The sequence below is a fragment of the Actinoallomurus sp. CA-142502 genome (assembly GCF_050936355.1).
In the GTDB taxonomy this organism is placed as follows: Bacteria; Actinomycetota; Actinomycetes; order Streptosporangiales; family Streptosporangiaceae; genus Actinoallomurus; species Actinoallomurus iriomotensis.
In genome coordinates this window covers 1446815-1470792 of the sequence record NZ_JBNJMY010000001.1, presented here as the reverse complement: position 1 = coordinate 1470792, position 23978 = coordinate 1446815, and the positions used below count along the sequence as shown (strand labels likewise).

Sequence of the window (23978 nt, the reverse complement as noted above, 5' to 3'; positions counted from 1 at the left end):
GGTCGTCACTCCTCGTCAGGGGTTGGGGGAGCGGCCTCGCGGAGCCGCTCGGCGATCGCGTCGAACTCGGGCGTGGCGCCACCGAGAGTCAGGCCGCCGACCTCGACCACCGTACGCCCGCCCTCGTCGGCCCGTGCACGGACCCACACCCTGCGGCGCCGTACGAGGAAGGAGGTGACGATGCCGAGGATCGCGACGATGCCGGCGGCGAGCGCGGGCACGCGGCCGGGGTCGTGGTTGACCTGGAGGGTGATGTACTGCCGGTAGCCGTTGAAGGTGATCGAACCGGCGCCGCCGGGCAGGGTCTCGGTGTTGCCGACCGCGAGCGGCTTGACCTTGTTGCCCATCAGCAGCGGCTTGAGCTTGGCCGTGTCGAGCCGGTACACCGACTGCGGGGCGCCATTGGACAGGCCCAGGTCGCCCTTGAAGGCGAACAGCGCCACCTGGGGGTTCCAGGCCGCCGGGAACGCCGAGGTGACCTTGCCCTGCGCGTCGGGGACGGCGGTGGGCCAGAACAGCCCGATGAAGCCCAGCTGGTCCGGCTGGGCGTCGGGCACCTTGACGACGCCCTCGGAGGCGTACGTCGCCTCGTTCATCGGCAGGAACGGCACCGCGCCCTGGAAGGCGATCTGCCCCTTGCCGTCGCGCACGGTGAACTGCGGCGCGTAGCCGTGGCCGAGCAGGTAGACGCGGGCGCCGTCGATGTTGAGCGGGTGGTTGACCTGCAGGTCGTACGGCCGTACGGACGTCTTCAGGTCCTTCTGGTAGCGGATCTTGGCGGAGAACGCGGTCGGTTGCCCGCGGTCGGGGCCGTCGGGCAGGTAGGCGGCCTTGAACGAGTCGAGCCAGACGGTGAACGGCGGCAGGTGGGAGGACGAGAAGGCCTTCCCGCCCTTGAAGGCGTCGTAGGAGGTCAGCGCGTTCGAGAAGCCCTCGCCCTCGGTGACGATGACGTTGCCCTTGTAGCCGAACGCCGCCCCGGAGCCCACCGCGAACAGCAGCACCAGCAGCGCCAGGTGGAAGACCAGGTTGCCGGTCTCCCTCAGGTACCCCTTCTCGGCCGCGACGTGGTCGTCATGGGAGTCGACGCGGAACCGCCGGTCCTTCAGCACCTTCGCCGCCTCGGCCAGCACCTCGTCCGGTGCCGCCTCGGTCTCGTACGTGGCGGTCTGCGGCAGCCGGGCGAGGTTGCGCGGCGCCTTCGGCGGCCGGGACCGGATGTGCTGGTAGTGCTGCCAGGACCGCGGCAGCACGCAGCCGGCGAGCGAGATGAACAGCAGGATGTAGATCGCCGCGAACCACGGCGCCGAGAAGACGTCGAACAGCGACAGCCGGTTCATCCACGGCGCGAGGGTCTTGTGGTCCTGGAAGAACTGGCTGACCTTCTCGGGCGCCAGCCCGCGCTGGGGCAGGAACGATCCAGGCACCGTGCCGAGCGCGACCAGGAACAGCAGCACGAGGGCCGTACGCATCGAGGTCAGCTGCCGCCATCCCCAGCGCAGCCAGCCGAGCAGGCCGATGCCCACGGGGCGTTCGCGTGGGGCCTGGGGCGAGGTCTGCGCCTCGGGGGCGTCCGTGCTCGTCGTCAATCAGATCACCGTCTTGAAGCCGGATACCCAGCCTTGCATTTTGATCGTCAGGTCGGCCCAGGCACCGGTGACCAGGAGCAGCCCGATCGCGACGAGCATCCCCCCGCCGACGCGCATCACGGCCTGGTAGTGCCGCTTGACGAAGCCGAACGCGCCCAGCGCCCGGCGGTAGGCCAGCGCGGTCAGCAGGAACGGCACGCCCAGCCCCAGACAGTACGCGAAGGACAGCAGCGCTCCGCGCGTGGCGCTCGCCTCGCTGTAGGCCATGGCCTGGACCGCCGCCAGGGTCGGCCCGATGCAGGGCGTCCAGCCGAGCCCGAACAGCATGCCGAGCAGCGGCGCGCCCGCCACACCGGCGGCGGGCAGGCGGCTGGACTTGACCGTGCGCTGCAGGCCCGGGATGAACCCCATGAACGCCAGGCCGAGCACGACCGTGACCGCGCCGAGGACCCGGGTGAGCACGGTCGCGTGCCGCTGGAGCAGCGCGCCGAAGCCGCCGAAGGCCAGCCCGGCGCTGACGAACACCACCGTGAACCCCAGCACGAACAGGCCCACGCCCAGCAACAGCCGCCCCCGCCGCTGCGCGGCCAGGTCGGCGCCGGTCATCCCGGTGACGTAGGACAGGTAACCCGGCACCAGCGGCAGCACGCACGGGGACAGGAACGAGACCAGCCCGGCCGCCGCCGCTACGGGGAAGGCCAGGACGAGGGAGCCGCTGGTGACCGTACTCACGTCGCCCGGCTCACTTCTCCGCCGCCAGACGCGTGACGATGTCGCGCAGCGAGGTGTAGGAGACGCTGCCGATGGCGCGGGCCGCGATCTGGCCCTTGCGGTCGACGATGAGCGTGGAGGGCACGGCGTTGGGCGGGATGTCGCGGAACGCCAGCGCGATCTGCCCCGCCTGGTCGAACAGACTGGGATAAGTGATCTTGTACGTGCGCAGGAACGCCTGGGCGTTGTCCTTGCCGTCCTTGATGTCCACGCCGACGAACTGCACGCCGGAGGCCTTGTTCTCGTCGGAGATCTTCTGCATCGTGGGCGCCTCGGCACGGCAGGGCGCGCACCACGACGCCCAGAAGTTCACCACGACGATCTTGCCGGTGTAGTCGGACAGCTTGAACGGCTTGCCGTCGAGCGTGGTGCCCTGGACCGCGGGCGCGGGCTTGCGGTCCTTGACGATCTCGCTGACGTTGTCGCCGGCGACATAGCGCGAGTCACCCGCGCCCGCGCCGCTCTGCACGGCCGAGGCACCCGCGCAGCCCGCGAGAACACCGCCGAGGAGGACGACGGCCGGCACGGTGAACACACGTCGGATCACGGTGAGACTCCTACTACTACAGGGCGTAGTACTTATTGTGCCCGAGGGGTCAGGCGCCGGGCACATTGGGGCGCCGCGACAGCGCCCCCGCCGGTTCGGCGTAGTCCACCTTGACGATGCGGCCGTCGTCGTACGTGAAGCTCGTGACGCTGGCCAGACCGCACTGGCGCCGGGCCGGGTGGTGCCACAGCGAGCGGCCCTCGACCTTGCGGCGGGTCACCCAGACGGGCAGTTGGTGACTGACGCAGACCGCCTCGTGCCCTTCGGCCGCGTCGCGCACGTCGGCCATGGCGGCCAGCATGCGCCGGGCGATCTGCTCGTAGGGCTCGCCCCAGGAGGGACGAAAGGGATTCCAGAGGTACGGCCAGTGCTGGGGGCGGCGCAGCGACCCGTCGCCGACCCCGAACGTGTGGCCCTCGAAGTGGTTACCGGCCTCGATCAGCCGCTCGTCGATGCCGACCGGAAGGCGAAGCGTCTCGGCGATCGGCTCCGCGGTCTCCTGCGCGCGCTCCATGGGCGAGGAGCACAGCACGGTGATGTCACGCCCGTCGAGCCACTTGGCGGCCGCCTCGGCCATGAGCCGACCGTCGTCGCTGAGGTGGTAGCCCGGCAGGCGCCCGTACAGCACCCCTTCGGGGTTGTACACCTCACCGTGGCGCAGCAGATGGACGATCGTCTTCATGGCGCGCCCCACACTACCGGCCGGCGGGCGCTCACGGACCAGCCGGGTGGCGCGCCTTGGTGAAGTCTTCCTGACCCCGCCGCCCACCTTTGGAAACCGCGAGCCGGCGGGTTCCGCACGGGCCTCTCAGGCCGCCGGGTCCTCGGCGGTGGTGCCGACCAGCGCCGGGGCGCAGGCGCGGAGGGCGGAGACCGCGGCTCGGATGGCCGGGCGGCGGGCGGCCTCGGCGCGCCAGATCGCGTACACGTGCCGGGTCAGGGCCGGCCGGACAGGGATGATCCGGACGCCCGCGGGGACGTCGCAGCGGCCCAGGCGGGGAAGGACGGCGACGCCGAGTCCGGCCTCGACCAGCGCCAGCTGGGTCGCGTACTCGTCGGCGGTGTGGTCGATGCGGGGTTCGAGGTCCACCGAGCGCAGCGTGTGGACCAGCCAGTCGCGGCAGATGGCGCCCGGGGACTGGGCGATCCAGGAGTCCTCGTGCAGATCACCGAGATCGATCACCGAACGCGCGGCGAACGGGTGGTCGCCGGGCAGTGCCACGTCCGCGACGTCGTCGACGACCGCCGCCTTGAGCAGCCCGTCCGGAATGGCGAGCGGCACGTTGAACCAGTCCTGCACGACCGCCAGGTCGACCTCGCCGCGGACGACCAGCGGCACGGCCGAGTGGGGTTCCTGCTCGCGCAGGCACACGCGCAGGCGCGGGTGTTCGCGGCCCAGCGCGCGCAGTGTCGGCGGCAGCAGGCCGCGCGCGGCCGTGGGGAACGCCGCCACGGCCAGCTCTCCGACCACCTGTCCGCGCTGGGCCTCCAGGTCCGACTCGGCCGCCTCGACCATCGCGAGGATGCGCTCCGCGTGCGCCGCCAGCAGCTCGGCGGCGTCGGTCAGGCGCACGCCGCGCCCGTAGCGTTCGAGCAGTTTCTGTCCGGTCTCCCGTTCGAGCTTGGCGACCTGCTGGGAGACGGCGGAGGTCGTGACGTGCAGGACGTCGGCGGCGGCGCTCACCGACCCGTACGTGGCAACCGCGCTGAGAGCGCGCAGACGGTCGAGATCGAGCATGAAGCAATACTACATATATGTCTTAATAAATAGTCGCTTGTCCTAAATATTGGTCGGGCGCAGCATCGGCCTTATGAAACCTCGCCACGTCGCGGTCGCGGTGCTGATCGCGGTGATCTGGGGCGTCAACTTCGTCGTCATCGACGTCGGGCTCGCCTCGCTGCCGCCGTTGCTCTTCGCCGGTCTGCGGTTCGTCGCCGCCGCCTTCCCCGCCGTCCTGTTCGTCCGGCGCCCGGCGATCCCCTGGCGCTGGTTCGTCCTCGTCGGGCTGCCACTGGGAGTCGGGCAGTTCGGGCTGCTGTTCATCGGCATGCACATGGGCATGCCGGCCGGCCTGTCCTCACTGGTACTCCAGATGCAGGCCCTGTTCACCGCGCTGCTCGCGGCCGTGATGCTGCGCGAGCGCCCGCGCCGGACGCAGGTGGCCGGCATGGTCGTCGCCTTCGCCGGGATCGGGCTGATCGGCCTGTCGCTCGGCCAGGGCAGCCCGCTTCTCGCGTTCGTGCTGTGCGTCGTGGCGGCCGGCATGTGGGGGCTCGCCAACATCGGCCTGCGCACGGCCGGTCCGCCGGACGCGTTGGCCTTCATGGTCTGGGTCAGCCTCGTGCCGCCCCTCCCCCTGCTGGGCCTGTCCCTGATCTTCGAGGGGCCACGCGCGGACGCGCACGCGCTCGCCCACCTCTCTCTCGGTGCCCTGGGCTCGCTGTTCTACATCGCCTACATCTCGACGCTGGTCGGCTTCGGGCTCTGGGGCCGGTTGATGCGCCGGTACGACGCCGGGCAGGTCGCGATGTACTCCCTGCTCGTGCCGCCGTTCGGCATGTCCTCGGCGGCGCTGTTCCTGGGCGAGCGGATCACCGTCACGGACATGGTCGCGGCCGTGCTCATCGTCGGCGGCGTGGCGCTCGGCAGCGTCCGGCGCCGCCGCGTCGGAGGCCCGGAGAACGTTCCGCAGCCGGTGGGCGTCCGATGAACGGCGTGCACGTGCCGCTCGTCACCCCGTTCACCGACGACGGGGCGGTCGACGTGCCCTCGCTGGAACGGCTCGCGCACCACATCCTCGACCACGGCGCGGCCGGCCTGGTCGCACTGGGCACGACCGGCGAGGCGCCGATGCTGACCGAGGCCGAATGCCGCACCGTCGTCGAGGTCTGCCGCCGGGTCAGCGACGCGTACGGCACACCGCTGACCGTCGGCGCGGGAACGGCCGGCACGGACGACTCCGTACGCCAGGCGAAGGAACGCGCCGAGGCGGCCGACCTGCTCCTCGCGGTCGTGCCGTACTACCTGCGTCCCACCGACGAGGGCGTGGTCGAGCACTTCGCCGCGGTCGGCGCCGCGACCGGCGTCCCGCTCGTCGTCTACAACGTCCCGTACCGCACCGGGAAGACGCTGCGTGCCGAGACCCTGCTCGCGCTGCTGGCCGCCGATCACGTCGCGGGCGTCAAGCACTGCCCTGGATCCGTGGACGCCGACACACTGACCCTGCTGGCCGGCAGCCGCGACGTGCTGTGCGGCGACGACGCCTTCCTGTACCCGATGCTCGCGCTGGGCGCGGCCGGCGGGATCGCGGCGTCCGGGAACGTCGCCCCGGCCGCGTTCGCCGCGATGATCTCGGCCGTACGCGCCGGGGACGCCGAGCGGGGGCGTTCGCTGCACCGTTCGCTGCTGCCGCTGACCCGCGCGCTGTTCGCCGAGCCGTCGCCGAGTGTCATCAAGGCGGTGCTGGCCCGGCAGGGCCTGATCGCCCGCCCGGCCGTACGGGCGCCGCTGCGTGCTCCGGCCGCCGACTCGCTCGACGCGGCGATGGACGCGCTGGCCGCGTTGGACGCAGGATGGACCCTATGAAGATCGGATTCGGCGCCCCGGTCGCGGGCGCATGGGCCGGCCCGGACAACCTCGGTTACTTCGCCGGCCGGGCCGAGGAACTCGGGTACCACGAGCTGTGGTCGTTCCACCGCCTGCTGACGCCGGCCGACAAGGACGCGATGGCGCCGGTCTACCGCAGCGTTCTGGACCCGCTCGGCGCGCTGACCTTCGCCGCCGCCCGTTCCTCCCGGATCCGGCTCGGCGTCGCCGTGCTGAACCTGCCGTTCGTGTCGCCGGCCTATCTCGCCAAGCAGGCGGCCACGCTGGACGTCCTGTCCGGTGGACGGTTCGACCTGGGCCTGGGCACCGGCTGGCAGCGCGAGGAGTTCATCGCCAGCGGCGCGTCGATGGAACGCCGTGGCGCCCGCGCCGAGGAGTACGTGGCCGCGCTGCACACGCTCTGGGCGGACGAGGTCAGCTCGTACGAAGGCGAGTTCTACACGATCCCGCCGAGCCGGATGGCCCCCAAGCCGGTGCAGCGGCCGGGCCCGCCGGTGCTCCTCGGCGGCACCGTCGAAGCCGCCCTGAAACGCGCCGGGCGCCTCGGCGCGGGCTGGATCAGCCGCAGCGCCACCGACCTGACCAGGATCCACGAGCAGATCGCCGTCGTACGGAACGCCGCCGCGGAGGCCGGCCGGGACCCGGACTCCGTGCGCGTCGTGGTCCGCGGCGTCGTACGGGCCGGCGAGGAACAGCGGGACGAGGCGGGCGGACGCGTCCGCCTGACCGGCACCTACGAGCAGATCCGCGAGGACGTCGAATGGCTCGGTGAGCAGGGCGTCACCGAACTGTTCTACGACCTCAACTGGGACCCGCTCGTCGGCAATCCGGACATCGCGCCCGAGTCGGCCACGGCACGCGCCAAGGAGATCCTCGAGGCCCTCGCCCCCTGAGCCCCGGATCTCAGTCGTCCATGGCGCCGATCTCGCCCGTCAGTTCCCTGGCTCCGGCGTTGAGCCTGGTGTACAGCTCGACGAACAACGCGAGCGCCTCCTCGTCGTAGTCGCGGGGGGACGAACAGGACGCGACCGACGCACGGTGCGTGGAGCTCATCCGTACCGCCGTCGAGGTGAGCGATCTCGCCGTCACCGTCCCCGCTCGCGCCCACCACCGGCGGTGGCACTGAACGGCGGCGCCGGGCCACGGCTCCTCGACTCACACGACGCCGAGCGACGGCCGCTCGCCGACGCCTACGCCGAACAGCAGTACGCGAACATGATCCAGCGCCACGCGCCCGGCCTGCGAGACGAGTCCGTGGCCGAGCCCCTGGACCCGGCCCACCCTGCTGTCCGGCCGCGCCTTCGTGCTGCTGAGCGAAGGCACGGCGTGGCAGGAGGCGGGCCGAGCGGCGGCCGGGCGGCTCGGCGTCGGGCTGGACGGCTTCCGCATCGGCCCCGACGCGGATCTCCAGGCCCCGAAGGACGCCTGACCGGCCGCCTACGGCCTCACCCCGTCGGGCGGGGTACTCGTGCGCCCGGACGACGTCATCGCCTACCGAGGCCGGGACTAGCCGACGCGACCGGTCTGGAAGCCGCACTGCGTACGGTGCTGTGCCGGGCGTAGAAACGACCGGCCTCACACTCAGGCCTCGGCGGCGGCGCGGGCCGCGTGGGGCAGGGCCTCGGCGACGCGTTCCAGTGCCGCGTCGTCGTGCGCGGCCGACAGGAACCACGCTTCGTACGACGACGGGGGCAGGTGGACGCCGTGCTCCAGCGCGGCGTGGAAGAACGCCGCGTACCGCTTGACGTCCTGGCGCTGGGCGGCGGCGAAGTCGCGCACCTCGCCGTCGGCGAAGAAGATCGAGAACAGGTTGCCCGCGGTCTGGAGCCGGTGCGGCACGCCCTCCTTGGCCAGCGCGGCGGTCGCGAGGGCGGCCACCGTCTCCGCCGCGTGGCCGACGCGAGCGTAGACCTCGTCGGTCGCGCCGCGCAGCGTGGCCAGGCCGGCCGCCGTGGCCAGCGGGTTACCCGACAGCGTGCCGGCCTGGTACACCGGGCCGGCCGGGGCCAGCTTCGCCATGATGTCGGCCCGGCCGCCGAACGCCGCCGCGGGCAGTCCGCCGCCCATGACCTTCCCGAACGTCACCAGGTCGCCGGCCACACCGTCGATGCCGTACCAGCCCGACCGCGACACGCGGAAGCCGGTCAGCACCTCGTCCATGATCAGCAGCGCGCCGTACTGCGCGCAGATGGCCTTGAGCCGCAGGTTGAAGTCGTCGAGCGGCGGCACGATGCCCATGTTCGCCGGGCAGGCCTCGGTGATGACGCAGGCGATCTCGTCGCCGTTCGCGGCGAAGGCCTCCTCGACCGCGGGCAGGTCGTTGTAGCCGAGCACGATGGTGTCCGCGGTCGCCGCGCCGGTGACGCCCGGCGAGTCGGGCAGGCCGAACGTCGCCACGCCCGAGCCGGCCGAGGCCAGCAGGCCGTCGGAGTGGCCGTGGTAGCAGCCGGAGAACTTCACGATCTTGGACCGGCCGGTGAAGCCGCGCGCCAGCCGGATCGCCGACATGGTGGCCTCGGTGCCCGAGCTCACGAGCCGGACCTGCTCGACCGGCGTCCGCTCGACGATCTCTTCGGCCAGCTCGACCTCGCCCCGGGTGGGCGCGCCGTACGACGTGCCGAGCGCGGCGGCGCGCTGTACGGCCTCCACCACGGCCGGGTGCGCGTGGCCGAGGATCATCGGCCCCCACGAGCAGATGAGGTCGACGTACTCGTTGCCGTCGGCGTCGGTGAGGTACGGCCCGCGAGCGGACGCGATGAAGCGCGGCGTCCCGCCGACGGCGCGGAAGGCGCGCACCGGCGAGTTGACGCCGCCCGGCACGACCGCGCCCGCCCGCGTGAAGAGTTCCTGCGAAATCCGGTCCGAAGTCACGCCGTCGAGTCTTCCAGACCGGATTCCGGCGCCTGACGGGACCCGCCCGGCGGCCCAGGCGGTTCCCGGCGTTACTCGCAGACGTCCGCGAGGATCTCCAGAACGCGCAGGGGATCGGGCAGCGCGGCGTTCTCGGGGAAGGCCACCCAGCTCACCTCGCGGCCGAACGGCAGCGTCGACGGCGGCGCCACGACATAACTGTCGCGGCAGTGCCAGCGCATGCCCGGGGTGGCCTCGACGCTCTCGGGCACCGTGTCGAGGTGGCAGGACCACCACTCGTCCTCGTCCTCCGGCGCTCCCCTGGTCGCGACGAAGAACAGGTAGCGCTCGTCGCCCATCGCGGCGACCGGCCCGACCGGCGCCTGGTCGCGCTCCATGCGGGCCAGCGCGAGCCGCCCGGCCTCCGCGGGCACGTCGAAGACGTCGAAGACCCGGCCGGTCGGCAGGATGATGTTCGCCTCGGGCGCGGCGTTCCACCACTGGCCGACGCGGTCGGTGTCGACCGTGGCCTGCAGCTTCCATACCTGCGACGCCGGATGAGCGCCCGGCGACGGGCAGCCGATCCGGTCGCACGAGCAGGCGCGCGTCCGGTCGGTGGCCGGCTGCGCGCCGGGACAACAGGGCCAGCCGAGGGCCGCGTACTGCTGGGCCGCGGCCCCCATGTGCACTTTTTGTCGCTTCCCCGACTGTTTGCCGGAATTCCTGCCACCAGATCGCGCGACGGACTTCTTGACGGATGTGTCCAACATCGCTCCCCCTCCACCCTCTTACCTTCGATGATGACCTGCCGGGGTTCGGGGGATCGCGACAACCCCGGGATAGCCGCGAACACGTGACCTCAACGCCGTGCCGCATAGCCGGTTGAGAGCGGCGTGATAGAGCCGCGCGGAAGGATGAGAGGACGCGATGGGCTCGGGTCGTCACGGAGGCCGACCCGGCCTCTCAGCGGCTGACGACCCGGTGATGCGGCGTACGCCCGGCGGCCGTCAGCGCCGGGTGAGCGATCGGGCGACCTCGGTGGCCCAGTAGGTCAGGATGATGTCCGCGCCGGCGCGGCGGATCGAGGTCAGCGTCTCGTCGATGATCCGCCCACGATCGATCCAGCCCTGGGCCGCGGCCGCCTCGATCATGGCGTACTCGCCGCTGACCTGGTACGCCGCGACCGGAACGCGGACCGACTCGCGGACCCGGTGGATGATGTCGAGGTAGGTCATCGCGGGCTTGACCATGACCATGTCGGCGCCCTCGTCGAGGTCGAGCAACACCTCGCGCAGGGACTCCTCGGCGTTGGCGGGGTCCTGCTGGTACGCCGCGCGGTCACCGAACTGCGGCGCGCACTCGGCCGCCTCGCGGAACGGGCCGTAGAAGGCCGAGGCGTACTTCGCGGCGTACGCCATGATCGACACGCCGGAGTAGCCGGCCTTGTCCAGGGCGGCGCGGATCGCCCCGACCTGCCCGTCCATCATGCCGCTGGGCGCGACGACCTCCGCGCCCGCCGCGGCCTGCGCCTCGGCGATCGAGGCGTAACGCTCCAGCGTCGCGTCGTTGTCCACCTCGCCGGAGGAGGTGAGGATGCCGCAGTGCCCGTGGTCGGTGTACTCGTCGAGGCACAGGTCGGCCATCACCACGGTCGCGTCGCCGACCTCCGAGGACAGGTCGCGCAGGGCCTTCTGCACGATGCCCGCCGGGTCGTCCGCGCCCGAGCCCCGGCCGTCCTTGACCGCCGGGATGCCGAACAGGATCAGCCCGCCGACCCCGGCCTCCGCCGCGTCGTGTGCGGCCTTGCGCAGGGTGTCCCGCGTGTGCTGCACCACGCCCGGCATCGAGCCGATCGGCAGCGGCTCGGTGATTCCCTCCTTGACGAACAGCGGCTGTACGAGGTCGCTCGGCCGTACCTGGGTCTCGGCGACCAGCCGGCGCATGGCGGGGGTACGGCGAAGCCGCCGGGGACGTACGACGGGGAACTGCGCGGACACTGCGACCTTCTCTCGAGCGGCTACTTTCGGCGACGCGCTCCGCGCCGCATCTCACTGGGCTTGCGCAACGGATCGCCGGCCTCGACCTGGGCGGCCCGGCGCTTGGCACCGTACTCCGCCAGGGCCTCGGCGAGGGCGCTGGCCGACGGTTTGTCCGCGGTCACGTCGACGCGCAGGCCGTACTCCTCCGCCGTCTTGGCCGTCTGCGGACCGATCACGGCGATGACGGTCACGTTGTGCGGCTTGCCGGCGATGCCGATGAGGTTGCGGACCGTCGAGGAGGAGGTGAACAGCACGGCGTCGAACCCGCCGCCCTTGATCGACTCGCGGATCGGCTGCGGCGGCGGCGCGGCGCGTACGGTGCGGTAGGCCGTGACGTCGTCGCACTCCCAGCCCAGCTCGGTCAGGCCGGCCACGAGCGTCTCGGTGGCGATGTCGGCGCGCGGCAGCAGCACCCGGTTGATCGGGTCCAGGTCCTTGTCGTACGGCGGCCAGACCTCCAGGAGCCCCTCGGAGGACTGCTGACTACCCGGCATCAGGTCCGGCCGGATGCCGAACTCCACCAGGGACGCCGCGGTCTGCTCGCCGACCGCCGCGACCTTGAGGCCGGCGAAGGCGCGGGCGTCCAGGCCGTACTGCTCGAACCGCTCGCGTACGGCGCGCACGGCGTTGGCCGAGGTGAACACGACCCACTCGTAACGCCCGGTGACGAGCCCCTTGACGGCACGTTCCATTTGTTGCGGAGTGCGCGGCGGCTCGACGGAGATCGTCGGCACCTCCTCGGGCACCGCGCCGTACGAGCGGAGCTGCTCCGACAGCGAGGCGGCCTGCTCCTTGGTGCGCGGCACGAGCACCCGCCAGCCGAACAGCGGCTTGGTCTCGAACCATGACAGCTTGTCGCGCCAGCCGACGACGTCGCCGACCACGATCAGGGCGGGCTCGTCGAGGTTCTTGGCGGCGGAGGCGACGCGGGCGAGCGTGGAGGCCACGGTGTACTGCTCGGTCGTGGTGCCCATGGAGGTGACCGCGACCGGCGTGGTGTCGGACCGGCCGGCGGCGATCAGGCCCTTGGCCACCTCGCCGATGGTGTTCTCCGCGCCGAGGATGACCAGGGTCGCGGCGCCGGAGTAGGCGGTCCAGTCGACGCCGCCCTCCTGCGCGTCGACGACGGTGACGTCACGGTGCTTGCCGTCGGTCAGCGGGATGCCGGTGTAGGCGGGCACACCGGTGATCGCCGAGATTCCGGGCACGATCTCGAACGGGACGTTCGCCCGGACGCAGGCCTTGGCCTCATCGGCCAGCACCGACCCGACGCCCGGATCGCCGAGGAAGATCCGTGCCACCAGGCCGGCCGACCGGGCCAGGGTGACCGGGTTCACCGTGCCAGGCTCGACGATCTCCGCGGCCGGGTTGAAGTACTCGCGGAACAGCGAGGCCGTCGCCTCGTGCACCACGATGACGTCGGCCGCGCCGAGCAGTCGCGTGGCCCGCAGCGTTAGTAGCTCCGGGTCCCCCGGGCCGACACCGACAAAGGCCACTCTGCCCGGCTCCCCGGCCGGCCTCCTGCCGGTACGGGACGCGCCGCTCGCGGCGGCCGGGCTCTTGCTCGCGGGGCTCAAGATGTGCGCTCCCCCATCAACTGGTCGGCCCCCTTGGCGATCATCCGGGCCGCGAGGTCGCGTCCCAGCCGCTCGGCCAGGTCAGGGTGGCCGCTTTCGGACAATCGGACCTGTCGTTCACCGTCGTACCCGGTGACGACTCCGATCAGATGCAACAGTGTTCGGTCTTCCACAGCAGCGTATGCGCCCACCGGGGCGGAACAGCCCCCCTCGAGCGCCGCGAGCAGGGCGCGCTCGGCGGCGACCGCCGCGCGGCTCGCGTAATCGTCGAGGGTCGCCAGGATCTCCAGCAGATCGGTCCGGTCGGCCCGGCACTCGACCGCCAGGGCGCCCTGGCCGGGCGACGGCAGCATCTGGGCCGGGTCGAAGATCTCCGACACGGCGTCCAGCCGGTTGATCCTCGTCAGGCCGGCGTAGGCGAGCACGACCGCGTCGCACTCTCCGGTGGTCACCTTGCGCAGGCGTGTGTCGGCGTTGCCGCGGATCGGCACGACCTTCAGGTCGTGCCGGAGTGCGCGCAACTGCGCCATGCGGCGCGGTGCCCCGGTGCCGATCCGCGCGCCACGCGGCAGGTCGGCCAGCTTGGCCTCGCCGCAGAGGGCGTCGCGAGGGTCGTCACGGGGCGGTACGGCGGCCAGGGCGATGCCCTCGGCGGGCGCCGTCGGCAGGTCCTTCAGGGAGTGGACGGCGAAGTCGACCTCGCCGTCGAGCACCTTCTGGCGCAGCGCGCTGACGAACACGCCGGTGCCGCCCATCTGCGCCACGTCGGCCGTGGAGACGTCGCCCTCGGTCGTGACGCCCACGAGCGCGACCTCATGGCCGGTGCGCGCGGTCAGGGCGTCGGCGACCAGACCCGACTGCGTCATCGCCATCAGGCTGCGGCGCGTCCCCAAGGTGAGCTTCATAGGACGTCCTCCGCCCGGATCACGGCCTCCGGCGTCTTGGGGTCGAGATCGAAGAGCTCGCGCAGGGCCTCGGTGTAGGTGTCGCCGCCCGGGGAGGCGGCCAGTTCTTTGACGCGTACGGTCGGCGCGTGCAGCAGCTTGTCGACGACGCGACGCACGGTCTGGGCGATCTCCTCACGCGCCTTGTCGTCCAGGCCCGGCAGGCGCCCGCCCAGCCGGCCCAGCTCGGCGTCGACCACCTCGGCCGCCTTGCTGCGCAGCGCCACCACGGTCGGCGCGACGGTCGCCGCGATCAGTCCGAGCTGGAACGCCTGGACCTCCTCGCAGACGATCCGGCGTACCGCCTCGATGTCGCCCGCGGCCGGGGCGTCGTCGGCGTCGCGCAGGTCGCTCAGGGCGACGAGGGTGACGCCCGGCAGGTCGCGTACGGCCGGGTCCACGTCGTGCGGCAACGCCAGGTCCAGCAGGAACGCCGGTCCGTCGATCATGTCCGGGGTGATCACCAGGCCGGTGGCGCCCGTGCAGGAGACGACGATGTCGGCCTCGGCCATCGCCTGCCGCAGGTCGGAGAGCTCGATGGCCCGCGCCGGCACGTCGGCCGAACGCGCCAGGTGCGCGCCGCGCTCGTAGGTGCGGTTCGCGATGACGATCTCGCCGATGCCCCCGCGGGCGAGGGTGGCGACCGCCAGGCCGCTCATCGACCCGGCGCCCACGACGAGCGCGCGCCGGCCCTCGAGTGAACCGGCCCGGCTCAGTCCCACGCTGACCAGGGAGGCGCCGGCCCGGTCGATGCCGGTCTCGTTGCGCGCCCGCTTGCCCACCCGCAGCGCCTGCTGCACGAGCTCGTTGAGGGCCCGGTCGACGGTGTCGTTCGCCTGGGCGACCTTGAGCGCGGTGCGCAGCTGACCGAGGATCTGACCCTCGCCGACGACCATCGAGTCGAGCCCGCAGGCCACGGAGAATATGTGCTGGACCGCGCGTTCTTCGTAGTGGACGTAAAGGTGCTTGGACAGCTCTTCCAGCGGCACGTCGGAGTGGCGCGAGAGCAGCTCGGAGATCGAGGAGACACCGGCGTGGAACTTCTCGACGTCGGCGTACACCTCGATCCGGTTGCACGTCGAGACGACGACGGCACCGTCCACGTTCGTGACCTGCTGCACGTCGTGCAGGAGCTTGTCCAGCCGATCACCGCTGACCGCGGCCCGCTCCAGCAGCGTCACGGGAGCGCTGCGGTGACTCAACCCGACGACGAGGATGCTGCTCATGAATCCTCCTCGACCGTCCGGTGCGCTCCGGCGGGCCGTGCGTTAGCGGTTGCTGACGTGCTGGTACGGCTCATTGGCCCTCTACCGCCTCGAGATACTCCTCTTCCACGCCGCTCGGGCCACCGGCCTTGCGCTGTTCGTGGAACGCGAGGATCTGTAGCTCAATCGACAGGTCGACCTTACGCACATCGACACCGTCGGGTACAGAAAGCACGACAGGGGCGAAATTGAGAATGCTCGTCACTCCCGACGCCACCACTCTGTCGCACACCGGCTGCGCCGCGGCCGCGGGGACGGCCAGGACGGCGATGGATATCCCATTGTCCTTGATGACCGTCTCAAGATCGTCGATGTGCTCGACGGTCAGGTCGGCGATCACCTCTCCGACGATCCCCGGCTGGGCGTCCAGCAGCGCCGCCATGCGAAACCCGCGCGAGGCGAAGCCACCGTACCCGGCCAGGGCACGGCCCAGGTTACCGAGGCCGACGATGGCGACCGCCCAGTCCTGGGTCAGGCCGAGCTCGCGGGAGATCTGGTAGACGAGGTACTCCACCTCGTACCCGACACCGCGCGTGCCGTAGGAACCCAGGTGGGACAGGTCCTTGCGAAGCTTGGCGGAGTTGACGCCGGCGGCGGCGGCCAGCTCTTCGGAGGAGACGGTGGCGACACCGCGTTCGGCCAGGACGTGCAGCGCGCGAAGGTAGACCGGAAGCCGGGCCACGGTCGCCTCTGGGATGCCGCGGTTCCGTTCACCGAGGGTGGATCGACGGGTCACAGGCCTGCTTTTCCGGGGTTCGACACGCGGCCGATCCCGTATGGTGCCTGCGCCACACGGCGAACGAACCGCCTGGACTTTCTCCAGATTAAGCCCTTGTGAACACGCGCACAAAGTCGGAGACCGAGCGTACGGACGCCGGAGAGGTCGTACTGGGTGCGGATTGCCCAGCTCACGGGGGTCTCGCGACGAACCCCCGCACCTTCCGAGTCACCCCCGCCACGTGTGACGATGTGACCGAACAGACATCCACCAGGCCGAATCCGGCCACCGAGGTCAGCCCACGAGGGCCGCACGCAGCCGGCGCTCGTCCACCCGCCAGAAGTCGTGCTGGACCCCGTCGACGAACGTCACCGGGATCTGGTCCCAGTAGAGCCGGGTGTCCTCCTCGGACGCGGTGATGTCGCGTTCTTCCCAGGCGACGCCGAGTTCGCCGGCGACCTTCGCGATCACCGCCCGGGCGTCGTCACACAGGTGACAGCCGGGCTTGCCGAGCAGGAGAATGCGCGCGTCATCGGCCATGACGCCAGCGTACGGTCCACGACGAACCGCCCGCCCCGCCCTCCGGGCCAACGCCCGATCCCCGCCGGTACCGCCACGCCCGCCGAGCCCGCCCCGTCCACCGGGCCGCCGCCAGGTCCGCCCGGGCCACCGCGCCCGGCAGGCCCCGCGCGGTCCACCGGGGCAGCCGCGCATGTGCCCGCGTTATCGGCCGCGGGGCCAACGCACGGGTCGCGACGGACCGCCCGACCCGCCCTCCGGGCCACCGCCCGGGCCGCCGCCGTTTCTCCCGCCGGGTCCGCCGCGCCCGGCGGGGCCGCCCCGTCCACCGGGGCCGCCACTGCGGCCGCCGGGACCACCACCGCGGCCTCCGGGACCGCCGCGCCCGCCGGGCGCCTGCCCGCCGAAGCCGCCCTGTCCACCGGCCCCTCCCGGGCCGCCCTGTCCTCGTCCTCCCTGTCCTCCGGGTCCGCCCGGTCCCCCAGGGCCGCCGGGTCCGCCGCGGCCACGGCCGCTCGGGCCACCGCGCCCGGTGGGCGCTCCCGACCCGCCGGGTCCGCCGGAGCCGGCCGGAATCGCCGGAGCGGCCGGGCCCGCCGGGCCCGGCTGCCCGGCGGCTCCGGCGAGAGCGGCGAGGCTGCCCGCGCTGACGGTCAGTTCCAGGACGTTGGTGCCGCTGACATGCGCCCGTGCCTCGCGGGCGAACCGCTGGACGTGGGGCTGGCGGGTGTGCGCCTCGACCGCGTTCGCGTCGCGGAAGAGCTGGTAGAACAGCCGCTGGCTCGGCGAGTTGTCCACGGTGTGGCAGGCGTAGACGAGGGTGCCCGGCTCGGTCTGGCGTACCGCGTGGGCGACCTCGGCCGCGAGCCGGTCGAAGGCGTCCGCGTGGCCTTCGATGAGCGTGTAGATCATGATCCGGCCGTACTGGCCGATGCCGGGCGGGGCCTGGGGCGCGCGTCCCGGCGGGGCGAAGGACGGCTGCCCCTCGCGCCGCGGCCGTGCGTACCCGCCCGTGTCATAGCCGCCCCTGTCATAACCGCCGGTGTCGTATCCGCCGGTGTCATAGCCACCCGTGTCATAACCGTTGTCATAACCGGCGTCATAACCCGAGTCATAACCGCCCGTGTCATAACCGCCGGTGTCATAGCCCTCCGCGTCATAACCGGCCTGCTGGCGTCGCCTGCCGCGACGCCGCCCGGTGTTGTACTGCCCGTCGTCGTAGGGCTGCTGGTGGCGCGACATTTCCTCGTACGGCTCCGGTTCTTCGTCGTCGGGGTCGGGTGGGCCGCCCGGGAGCCGGGTGGCGCCGAACCACACAAGGGCGGCGGATCCGCCGAGCGCCAGCGGCGCCAGTGGTCCGGGCAGGTAACTGCGCATCGCGGCGACTGTGAGCACCCCGGCGAGCGCGACCATGGCGAGGGTCGGCATGATCACGGCCGCCTGCCGGTCGCGCCTGTTGCCGCGCACCGCGGTGACCGCGACGCACGAGACCAGGGAGACGACGGCGAACAGGTGCGCTCCGTCGAGCACCAGGCCGGGCAGCGATGAGTAGTGGCCGGACACCTTCGGCATGCTCTTGCCGAAGGTGCCGATGATCGGGTCGAGCAGGATGATGACGACGGCGACGATCACGTACGACGCCGCGATGAGCCGCGCGGCGAACCGCGCCTGTACCGTTCGCGCGATCAGTTCGACGACGCCCAGCGCCAGGGTCAGCGGAGCGATCAGCGACCCGAACAGCTCCGTGCACCGCAGCAGCGCCGGCCCGAAGCCCGCCGCGTAGCCGATGGTCATCGCGGCGAGCGCGATCCCGAGGGCCACGAGGGTGCCGCACCACGCGAACAGGTACACACGCCGGTCTGGCAGGGTGCGCGAAACGAGCAACCCGGCGCCTCCGAGGGCCGCAAGGGTCGCCAGCAGCGCCAGAGCGACGTTGACCATCGCCCCCAATGGTGCCCGATCACACGCCTGCGCGGGTAACGAAGAGCTACGGCATAAGCGCAAAGAGCGGATAAAGGCCGTTGTTTTCCTCAAGCACCACCATTGCCAGCTTACTCACCAGTATCTAGCATGTTCCGACACGCCCCGTGGTCGCGCCGTTCCCGAGGAGCACTGCATGCGCAGCCTTACCCTCGATCCCCCTGCGCGCCACGGCCCCGAAACCTCCGACGACCTGCGCGACATCGTCCTCCGGGCTCGCGCCGGCGACCCCGAGGCGTTCGGCGTGCTGTACGACCGGTACGCCGACGTGATCTACCGCTTCGTCTACTACCGCGTGGGCGGCCACGCCCTCGCGGAGGACCTGACGAGCGAGACGTTCCTGCGGGCGCTCCGGCGCATCAACCTGTTCACCTGGCAGGGCAAGGACTTCGGCGCGTGGCTCGTGACGATCGCCCGCAACCTCGTGCTGGACCACTTCAAGTCGAGCCGCTACCGCCTCGAGGTCTGCACGGCCGACCCCCTGGAGCCCGACCGCTGGGAGGAGGGCCCCGAACGCGCGGTGCTCGACTCCTTCACGCACCGCGCGCTGTTCTCGGCCGTACGGGAACTGGGCAACGAGCAGCGCGAGTGTGTGGTCCTGCGCTTCCTGCACGGCCTGTCGGTCGCCGAGACCGCCGAGATCATGGGCAAGAACACCGGCGCGATCAAGGCGTTGCAGTACCGCGCGACCAGGTCCCTGGCCCGCCTCTTTCCCGCCGATATCCGGTGAGATGACGCGGAGGTCGGCTACCTCCAGCCATGATTACATTCGGTGACGGCCCGCGACGCGCCGCGTACGGGGTTGCCGAATCACCGCGCACGGCCGCTGGTTAGTCTCATCTGCATGCGTCGACTGTGGCCATGGACCGATGACGACGAAGTAGCCGACGAGCTAGCGGGCGAGGCCGCGGCCGCGGCCGCCTCGCCCGAGACCGAGCCGGTCGTCCCCGACCCGAACGCCGCCGCGTTCTTCGACGTCGACAACACCCTGATCCGGGGCGCGTCGATCTACCACTTCGCCCGGGGCCTGGCGGCGCGGAAGCTCTTCACCTTCCGCGACCTGGCGATGTTCGCGCTCGGCCAGGTCTCCTTTCGCGTACGCGGCGCGGAGAACGCCGAGCACATCTCCACGGCGCGCGAGGCGGCCCTGGCGTTCGTCGCCGGGCGGAGCGTGGAAGAGCTCGTCAGCCTCTGCGAGGAGATCTACGACGACAAGATGGCCGACCGCATCTGGCACGGCACGCGGTCACTCGCGCTCAAGCACCTCGACGCGGGCCAGCAGGTGTGGCTGGTCACCGCGACCCCGGTCGAGCTGGCCCGGATCATCTCCCACCGCCTGGGCCTGACCGGCGCGCTCGGCACGGTCGCCGAGACCGAGAACGGCGTCTACACCGGCCGCCTGGTCGGGCACCTGCTGCACGGTCCGGCCAAGGCGGGCGCCGTACGCGCGCTGGCCCGCAAGGAGGGCCTGGACCTGTCCCGCTGCTCGGCCTACAGCGACTCCTACAACGACCTGCCGATGCTCACCACGGTCGGCCACCCTCACGCGGTCAACCCGGACGGCGACCTGCGCGACCACGCACGCGAACACGGCTGGCCGATCCACGACTTCCGCACCGGCCGCAAGGTCACCATGGTCGCCCTCCCGGCCGCGGCCGGCACCGGCGCGCTGGTCGGCGGCGTCGCGGCCGGCGTGGCCCTCCGCCGCCACCACCGCGGCCGCTGACCACCGAGGGCACCCCTCGCATCGGGACGCCCTCGGAACGGCGGTCAGCTCCGCGCGATGAGACGGAGCATGCCCTCGGGGTAGCGCGCGCCCGAGACCGGCAGTTCCAGCTCGGACAGCTCCGCGCCGGTCAGCTTGATGTCGGCCGCCGCCAGGTTCTCCTCCAGGCGCTTACGGCTCTTGGTGCCCGGGATCGGCGCCACGTCGTCGCCCTGGGCGAGCAGCCACGCCAGCGCGAGCTGCGCCGCCGTCACGCCCTTGCGTTCGGCCATCGCGCGTACGGCCTCGGCCGCCTTCATGTTCACGTCGAAGTTGGCGCCCTGGAAACGCGGGTCGTTGCGACGGTAGTCGTCGGCCGGGTAGTCCTCCGCGCGCCGGACGTCGCCGGTGAGGAACCCGCGGCCCAGCGGGGAGTACGGGACCAGCCCGATGCCCAGCTCCCGCAGCGTCGGCAGGATCTCCTCCTCCAGGCCCCGTTCCCACAGGGAGTACTCGGTCTGCAGCGCCGACACGGGGAAGACCGCGTGCGCCCGCCGGATGATGCTCGCGGACGCCTCGGACAGCCCGAAGTACCGCACCTTCCCGGCCGCGACCAGCTCGCCGACCGCGCCGGCGACGTCCTCGATCGGGACCTCCGGGTCGACCCGGTGCTGGTAGAGCAGGTCGATGTGGTCGGTGCCGAGCCGTTCGAGCTGCTGGTCGGCCACCTCGCGGATGTGCTCGGGCCGGCTGTTCGGGCCGAGCCGCTCACCGTCGGGGGCGTACTCCCAGCCGAACTTGGTCGCGATCACGACCTCGTCGCGGCGCCCCTTCAGCGCGCGGCCGAGCAGCCTCTCGTTGGTCCACGGTCCGTACGCCTCGGCGGTGTCGAAGAAGTCGCAGCCGAGCTCGATCGCGCGGTGGATCGTGGCGATGGACTCGTCGTCGTCGGGCGCGCCGTACGCCCAGCTCATGCCCATGCACCCCAGGCCGAGTGCCGAGGTGCGCAGGCCCTGTCGTCCCAGTGCTCTCTTTTCCATGCGCACCAGGCTGCCCCTTAGAGCGCGGTCTAAGTCAAGCGCGTGAACCCTGATGGAGCGCGCTGCCCGCCAGCCAGCGCGACCACGACCGGGTCCAGAACGTCCAGTCGTCGGCGTACGGCTCGTCCGCGAACGGTCGCGTCGTGTGGGTCACGTCCACGATGTCACCCCGCTGGGATATGTCGTAGAAGTAGCGGGCGCCGACCGGGGACGTCCGGACGCACCCGTGACTGGCGTTCTGCCGCCCCAGGTAGTAGTACTCGCCGACGCTCTTGTGCACGTACTCGCCGCCCAAGGTGATCCGCACCGCCAGCTCGACGCGCTCCTTGTAGTAGTCACAGCCCGAACTGCCCTTCGGGCAGGTCGCCGTCATGGTCACCGAACGCCGCTTCTCGCGGGTCAGGTGGACTCCGCTGGTCGTGATCGTGTCCGGTCGCGTGCCCGCGCCCATACTGACCTTGAATCGTCTCTTCGTGCCGTCGTGGTCGACGGTCATGGAGTGGGACCTGGCGTCCGCCACGGTGATGTTCGAGGCTCCGATGGCGAAGGACCGGGTCACATCGCGCACGCCGTACGTGTCACGGGCGGCTCGCACGCCGGCCAGGTGCGCGGTGAAGGCGACCTTCTGATGCGGGTTCCAGTACTTCTCGGTGCGGTACACGACCCGGCGGTCGGAGATCCAGCTCCAGGCCCCCGTGTCCCCGTGGGCCGAGGTGACCTCCAGCGCCCGCTCCACGTTCGCGCGGTTCGCCACGGGCCCGGTGAAGTCGACGATGATCGGCATTCCGACGCCGACCGTCTCCCCCGCCGCCGGTGTCACGTCCGCGATGCCGATCGTCCGGGGCGCCTTCTGCGTGCGGAAGGCCCGGGTGACCGTGGTGACCCTGCCCTTGGCGTTCTTCGCGGTGGCCGTCACCGTGTACGCGTGACCGGGCCGCAGGGCCCAGGTGGTGCGCCACGACGTGCGGCCGGCGTTGAAGCCGCCGGCGGCGCCGGTGACGGTCTCCAGCGTGCCGCCCGACACCGTCACCGTGACGCCCTCGTCGGGACGTACGCTCTGCCCGGAGGCGCTGATCCTCAGGGTCGGCGCCGACGCGTCGGCGGCGGTACGCCCGGACGAAGCGGCCTGGCCGTTCGTGCAGCCCGCTGCCAGGGCGAGTGCCAGAGCCAGAGCCGGATATCTGATCTTCAAGGACGTTCTCCAGGGCGTGCGACGGGCCGCGCGGACAGCCGCGCGACCCCGTAGATGATTTCTTCGTTCCGGCCGTGGTCGCGCGTGATGACGTCACGCAACCCCAGGTAGCGGTAGGTACGCGGATCCAGAATCAGTTCGAGCCGCGAGGCGTCGCTCGTGGCGATGGAGAAGGCGACTCCGTGGCGCCCCGCGGTGTCGGGCACGTCCGGCAGCACCTCGACGCCGGGCAGCCGGGACAGCGCGCCGTACAGCGTTGCCTGGGAACGCGGCGTGACGTCATAGGCGTCGAGCAGCCTGGTGACGAAGTCGAACACCGCCGCGTCGCGAGGCACACCGATGATCCCGGCGGCGTACTCCGTCACGCGTCCCTTCGGCTGAGGTCTCGCCCGGATGCGGTCCACCTCCGCGTAGAGCCGGGCGAGGGCCGCTTCCGGCGCTTCGGGAAGGCCGGTCAGCACGGTGCCGCGTACCGCGAGCGGCAGCCGATCCGCCGGGTGTCGCCGACCGTCCATGCGGATCCAGGACTCGACGACGCGCCGCCCGGACCGCGCCTTCGTGTCCCGCTGCATGCTCCGCACGTAGATCCACTGATGCGGTCCCATCGTGACGAGCGGCTCGCTTCGCGCCACGGTCCGGGCGCGTTCGGCGAGACGTACCGCAGGGCTGCCCGCCGGCGCGGCCGGTGCCGTCGTCGGGTCCGGTTCCCGCACCGTCGTGAGCCCGGCGACCAGTGCCACGACGGCGGTCGCGGCCACCGCGAGGCGCAGGGCGATCCTTCGGCCCTTCGCGGAACGCCGCGGCGTCGGCCTGATCGCGTCGAGCAGCCGGGCGTGACCGGATTCGATCACCTGTGGGTGGGGTGCGGCGATCCGCTCGTACCTGCGTCCGACCAGTTCGAGCTCATCCACGGTGTGCCTCCAGCGTGGCGCGCATCTTCCTGCGGGCACGGAACAGGCGGGACGAGACGGTCCCGACCGAGACACCCAGCGCCTGTGCGACCTCCTCATAGGCGAGGCCGCTCCCCGCGACCAGGATCAGCACGTCGCGCTCGCCCTGGTTGAGACGGGCCATCGCGTCCGCGAGCGGCCGGCGCATCCCCTCGGCGGAGAGCCGGTCGATCACCGGCTCCATCGGCTCGACCGCGGGGTCCACGCCCGTCCGTGCGATGGCCCGGTAAAAGCGGAGCTCTGAGCGACGCTGCCGGCCGATGAGGTTGGTGGCGATTCCGTAGAGCCAGGGCCGGACGCCCGCGCGCTCCGGGTCGTAGCGCGCGCGGTACCGGAACGCCTCCAGAAACGTGTCGGCCATCAGGTCGTCGGCCACGTCCGGCCCGAGGCGGCCGGCGATGTAGCGGTAGATCTCGCCGGCATAGCGCTGGTACAGCGTCGTGAACCGCTCGGGTTCGGCGAGGGAGGCGGTGATCACGTCGGCGTCATGACACGCTTCCGCGATCACCACTGGCTCGTGTTCGTCATGGCGCTCTTCCGCGGTGAGGGATACGTCCGTCTGTACTTGTCCGGACGCGGGCGCCTTGTTCCCAGTTTTTTTTCGCGGGCGCGTGAGGCCTCAGCCCGAGCAGTCGCCCTCAGAACGGCTCCTGCGCCGAGGTGAAGGTCATCACTTCGACGCACT

General features: G+C 71.6%; 26 protein-coding genes. 6 read left to right on the top strand and 20 right to left on the bottom strand.

Going from position 1 to position 23978, the window contains the following annotated elements; all coding sequences use genetic code 11:
* Positions 1-5 precede the first annotated feature (5 nt).
* From resB to ACQEV1_RS07140, 5 genes are all read right to left on the bottom strand, one after another.
* Complete coding sequence (resB, locus tag ACQEV1_RS07160) at positions 6-1589, bottom strand: cytochrome c biogenesis protein ResB (RefSeq protein ID WP_433392457.1); 1584 nt, start codon at positions 1587-1589, stop codon at positions 6-8.
* Positions 1590-2321, bottom strand: a complete 732-nt coding sequence (locus tag ACQEV1_RS07155; RefSeq protein ID WP_285632040.1) for a cytochrome c biogenesis CcdA family protein — start codon at positions 2319-2321, stop codon at positions 1590-1592.
* A 10-nt stretch (positions 2322-2331) separates the two neighbouring features.
* Positions 2332-2907 carry a TlpA family protein disulfide reductase gene (locus ACQEV1_RS07150; RefSeq protein WP_285578372.1) on the bottom strand — a complete coding sequence of 192 codons (576 nt, stop codon included), beginning with the start codon at positions 2905-2907 and terminating at the stop codon, positions 2332-2334.
* A 49-nt stretch (positions 2908-2956) separates the two neighbouring features.
* The gene (locus tag ACQEV1_RS07145) at positions 2957-3589 is read right to left on the bottom strand and encodes a histidine phosphatase family protein (protein ID WP_285632034.1); all 633 of its coding nucleotides are present in this window, start codon (positions 3587-3589) and stop codon (positions 2957-2959) included.
* 126 nt (positions 3590-3715) lie between these two features.
* Positions 3716-4645: a LysR family transcriptional regulator gene (locus tag ACQEV1_RS07140; RefSeq protein ID WP_285632031.1), complete on the bottom strand. Its 930-nt coding sequence runs from the start codon at positions 4643-4645 to the stop codon at positions 3716-3718.
* Between the two features lie 73 nt (positions 4646-4718).
* Here ACQEV1_RS07140 and ACQEV1_RS07135 point away from each other — a divergent pair, with 73 nt between their 5' ends.
* Genes ACQEV1_RS07135 through ACQEV1_RS07125 form a run of 3 tightly spaced genes read left to right on the top strand, consistent with a single transcriptional unit; the run spans position 4719 to position 7407 of the window.
* A complete protein-coding gene (locus tag ACQEV1_RS07135) occupies positions 4719-5618 on the top strand; it encodes an EamA family transporter (protein ID WP_285632029.1) in 900 nt (299 codons plus the stop codon).
* A complete protein-coding gene (dapA, locus tag ACQEV1_RS07130; protein WP_285632019.1) occupies positions 5615-6493 on the top strand; it encodes a 4-hydroxy-tetrahydrodipicolinate synthase in 879 nt (292 codons plus the stop codon). Before ACQEV1_RS07135 ends, dapA begins: the two co-directional genes overlap by 4 nt.
* Positions 6490-7407, top strand: coding sequence for a TIGR03619 family F420-dependent LLM class oxidoreductase (locus tag ACQEV1_RS07125; protein ID WP_285632017.1), 918 nt, complete (start codon positions 6490-6492; stop codon positions 7405-7407). Before dapA ends, ACQEV1_RS07125 begins: the two co-directional genes overlap by 4 nt.
* Positions 7408-7417: 10 nt before the next feature.
* Here the strand turns inward: ACQEV1_RS07125 and ACQEV1_RS07120 are convergent, their stop codons facing one another.
* Positions 7418-7567, bottom strand: a complete 150-nt coding sequence (locus ACQEV1_RS07120; protein WP_433392453.1) for a hypothetical protein — start codon at positions 7565-7567, stop codon at positions 7418-7420.
* 102 nt (positions 7568-7669) lie between these two features.
* Positions 7670-7795 (bottom strand): hypothetical protein, encoded by a 126-nt coding sequence (locus ACQEV1_RS07115; RefSeq protein ID WP_433392451.1) that lies wholly within the window; start codon positions 7793-7795, stop codon positions 7670-7672.
* 22 nt (positions 7796-7817) lie between these two features.
* Between ACQEV1_RS07115 and ACQEV1_RS07110 the strand changes: the two genes are divergently transcribed.
* The gene (locus ACQEV1_RS07110) at positions 7818-7943 is read left to right on the top strand and encodes a hypothetical protein (protein ID WP_433392449.1); all 126 of its coding nucleotides are present in this window, start codon (positions 7818-7820) and stop codon (positions 7941-7943) included.
* 152 nt (positions 7944-8095) lie between these two features.
* Here the strand turns inward: ACQEV1_RS07110 and hemL are convergent, their stop codons facing one another.
* The 9 genes from hemL to ACQEV1_RS07065 form a co-directional block, all read right to left on the bottom strand.
* Positions 8096-9385 (bottom strand): glutamate-1-semialdehyde 2,1-aminomutase, encoded by a 1290-nt coding sequence (gene hemL, locus ACQEV1_RS07105; protein WP_285632014.1) that lies wholly within the window; start codon positions 9383-9385, stop codon positions 8096-8098.
* Positions 9386-9456: 71 nt separating this feature from the next.
* Positions 9457-10047 (bottom strand): bifunctional DNA primase/polymerase, encoded by a 591-nt coding sequence (locus ACQEV1_RS07100; protein WP_285632010.1) that lies wholly within the window; start codon positions 10045-10047, stop codon positions 9457-9459.
* 324 nt (positions 10048-10371) lie between these two features.
* Positions 10372-11361 carry a porphobilinogen synthase gene (hemB, locus tag ACQEV1_RS07095; protein ID WP_285578363.1) on the bottom strand — a complete coding sequence of 330 codons (990 nt, stop codon included), beginning with the start codon at positions 11359-11361 and terminating at the stop codon, positions 10372-10374.
* Positions 11362-11381: 20 nt separating this feature from the next.
* On the bottom strand, positions 11382-12980 hold the full coding sequence (locus ACQEV1_RS07090) for a uroporphyrinogen-III synthase (RefSeq protein ID WP_433392446.1): 1599 nt from the start codon (positions 12978-12980) through the stop codon (positions 11382-11384).
* Positions 12977-13885, bottom strand: a complete 909-nt coding sequence (gene hemC, locus ACQEV1_RS07085) for a hydroxymethylbilane synthase (RefSeq protein WP_285632008.1) — start codon at positions 13883-13885, stop codon at positions 12977-12979. The genes ACQEV1_RS07090 and hemC overlap by 4 nt, the downstream gene beginning before the upstream one ends.
* The gene (locus tag ACQEV1_RS07080; protein WP_285631998.1) at positions 13882-15150 is read right to left on the bottom strand and encodes a glutamyl-tRNA reductase; all 1269 of its coding nucleotides are present in this window, start codon (positions 15148-15150) and stop codon (positions 13882-13884) included. Before ACQEV1_RS07080 ends, hemC begins: the two co-directional genes overlap by 4 nt.
* Before the next feature lie 70 nt (positions 15151-15220).
* A complete protein-coding gene (locus tag ACQEV1_RS07075; RefSeq protein ID WP_285578360.1) occupies positions 15221-15925 on the bottom strand; it encodes a redox-sensing transcriptional repressor Rex in 705 nt (234 codons plus the stop codon).
* Between the two features lie 276 nt (positions 15926-16201).
* Positions 16202-16447, bottom strand: a complete 246-nt coding sequence (locus ACQEV1_RS07070) for a glutaredoxin family protein (RefSeq protein ID WP_433392442.1) — start codon at positions 16445-16447, stop codon at positions 16202-16204.
* A gap of 183 nt (positions 16448-16630) precedes the next feature.
* Positions 16631-18367, bottom strand: a complete 1737-nt coding sequence (locus ACQEV1_RS07065) for a putative quinol monooxygenase (RefSeq protein ID WP_433392440.1) — start codon at positions 18365-18367, stop codon at positions 16631-16633.
* A 175-nt stretch (positions 18368-18542) separates the two neighbouring features.
* On the opposite strand from ACQEV1_RS07065, the gene ACQEV1_RS07060 reads away from it, so the two are divergent.
* Both ACQEV1_RS07060 and ACQEV1_RS07055 read left to right on the top strand, forming a co-directional pair.
* Entirely contained in the window at positions 18543-19136 is a 594-nt protein-coding gene (locus tag ACQEV1_RS07060) for a sigma-70 family RNA polymerase sigma factor (RefSeq protein ID WP_285578357.1), read from the top strand.
* Positions 19137-19250: 114 nt separating this feature from the next.
* The gene (locus tag ACQEV1_RS07055) at positions 19251-20132 is read left to right on the top strand and encodes an HAD family hydrolase (RefSeq protein WP_285631989.1); all 882 of its coding nucleotides are present in this window, start codon (positions 19251-19253) and stop codon (positions 20130-20132) included.
* Between the two features lie 44 nt (positions 20133-20176).
* Here ACQEV1_RS07055 and ACQEV1_RS07050 read toward each other — a convergent pair whose 3' ends face one another.
* The 4 genes from ACQEV1_RS07050 to ACQEV1_RS07035 are packed head-to-tail and all read right to left on the bottom strand — an operon-like array spanning position 20177 to position 23771.
* Complete coding sequence (locus ACQEV1_RS07050) at positions 20177-21151, bottom strand: aldo/keto reductase (RefSeq protein ID WP_285631986.1); 975 nt, start codon at positions 21149-21151, stop codon at positions 20177-20179.
* Positions 21152-21185: 34 nt separating this feature from the next.
* Positions 21186-22343 (bottom strand): Ig-like domain-containing protein, encoded by a 1158-nt coding sequence (locus ACQEV1_RS07045; protein WP_433392437.1) that lies wholly within the window; start codon positions 22341-22343, stop codon positions 21186-21188.
* Complete coding sequence (locus ACQEV1_RS07040) at positions 22340-23254, bottom strand: CU044_5270 family protein (protein WP_433392435.1); 915 nt, start codon at positions 23252-23254, stop codon at positions 22340-22342. The genes ACQEV1_RS07045 and ACQEV1_RS07040 overlap by 4 nt, the downstream gene beginning before the upstream one ends.
* Entirely contained in the window at positions 23247-23771 is a 525-nt protein-coding gene (locus ACQEV1_RS07035; RefSeq protein WP_433392433.1) for an RNA polymerase sigma factor, read from the bottom strand. Before ACQEV1_RS07035 ends, ACQEV1_RS07040 begins: the two co-directional genes overlap by 8 nt.
* Positions 23772-23978 lie beyond the last annotated feature (207 nt).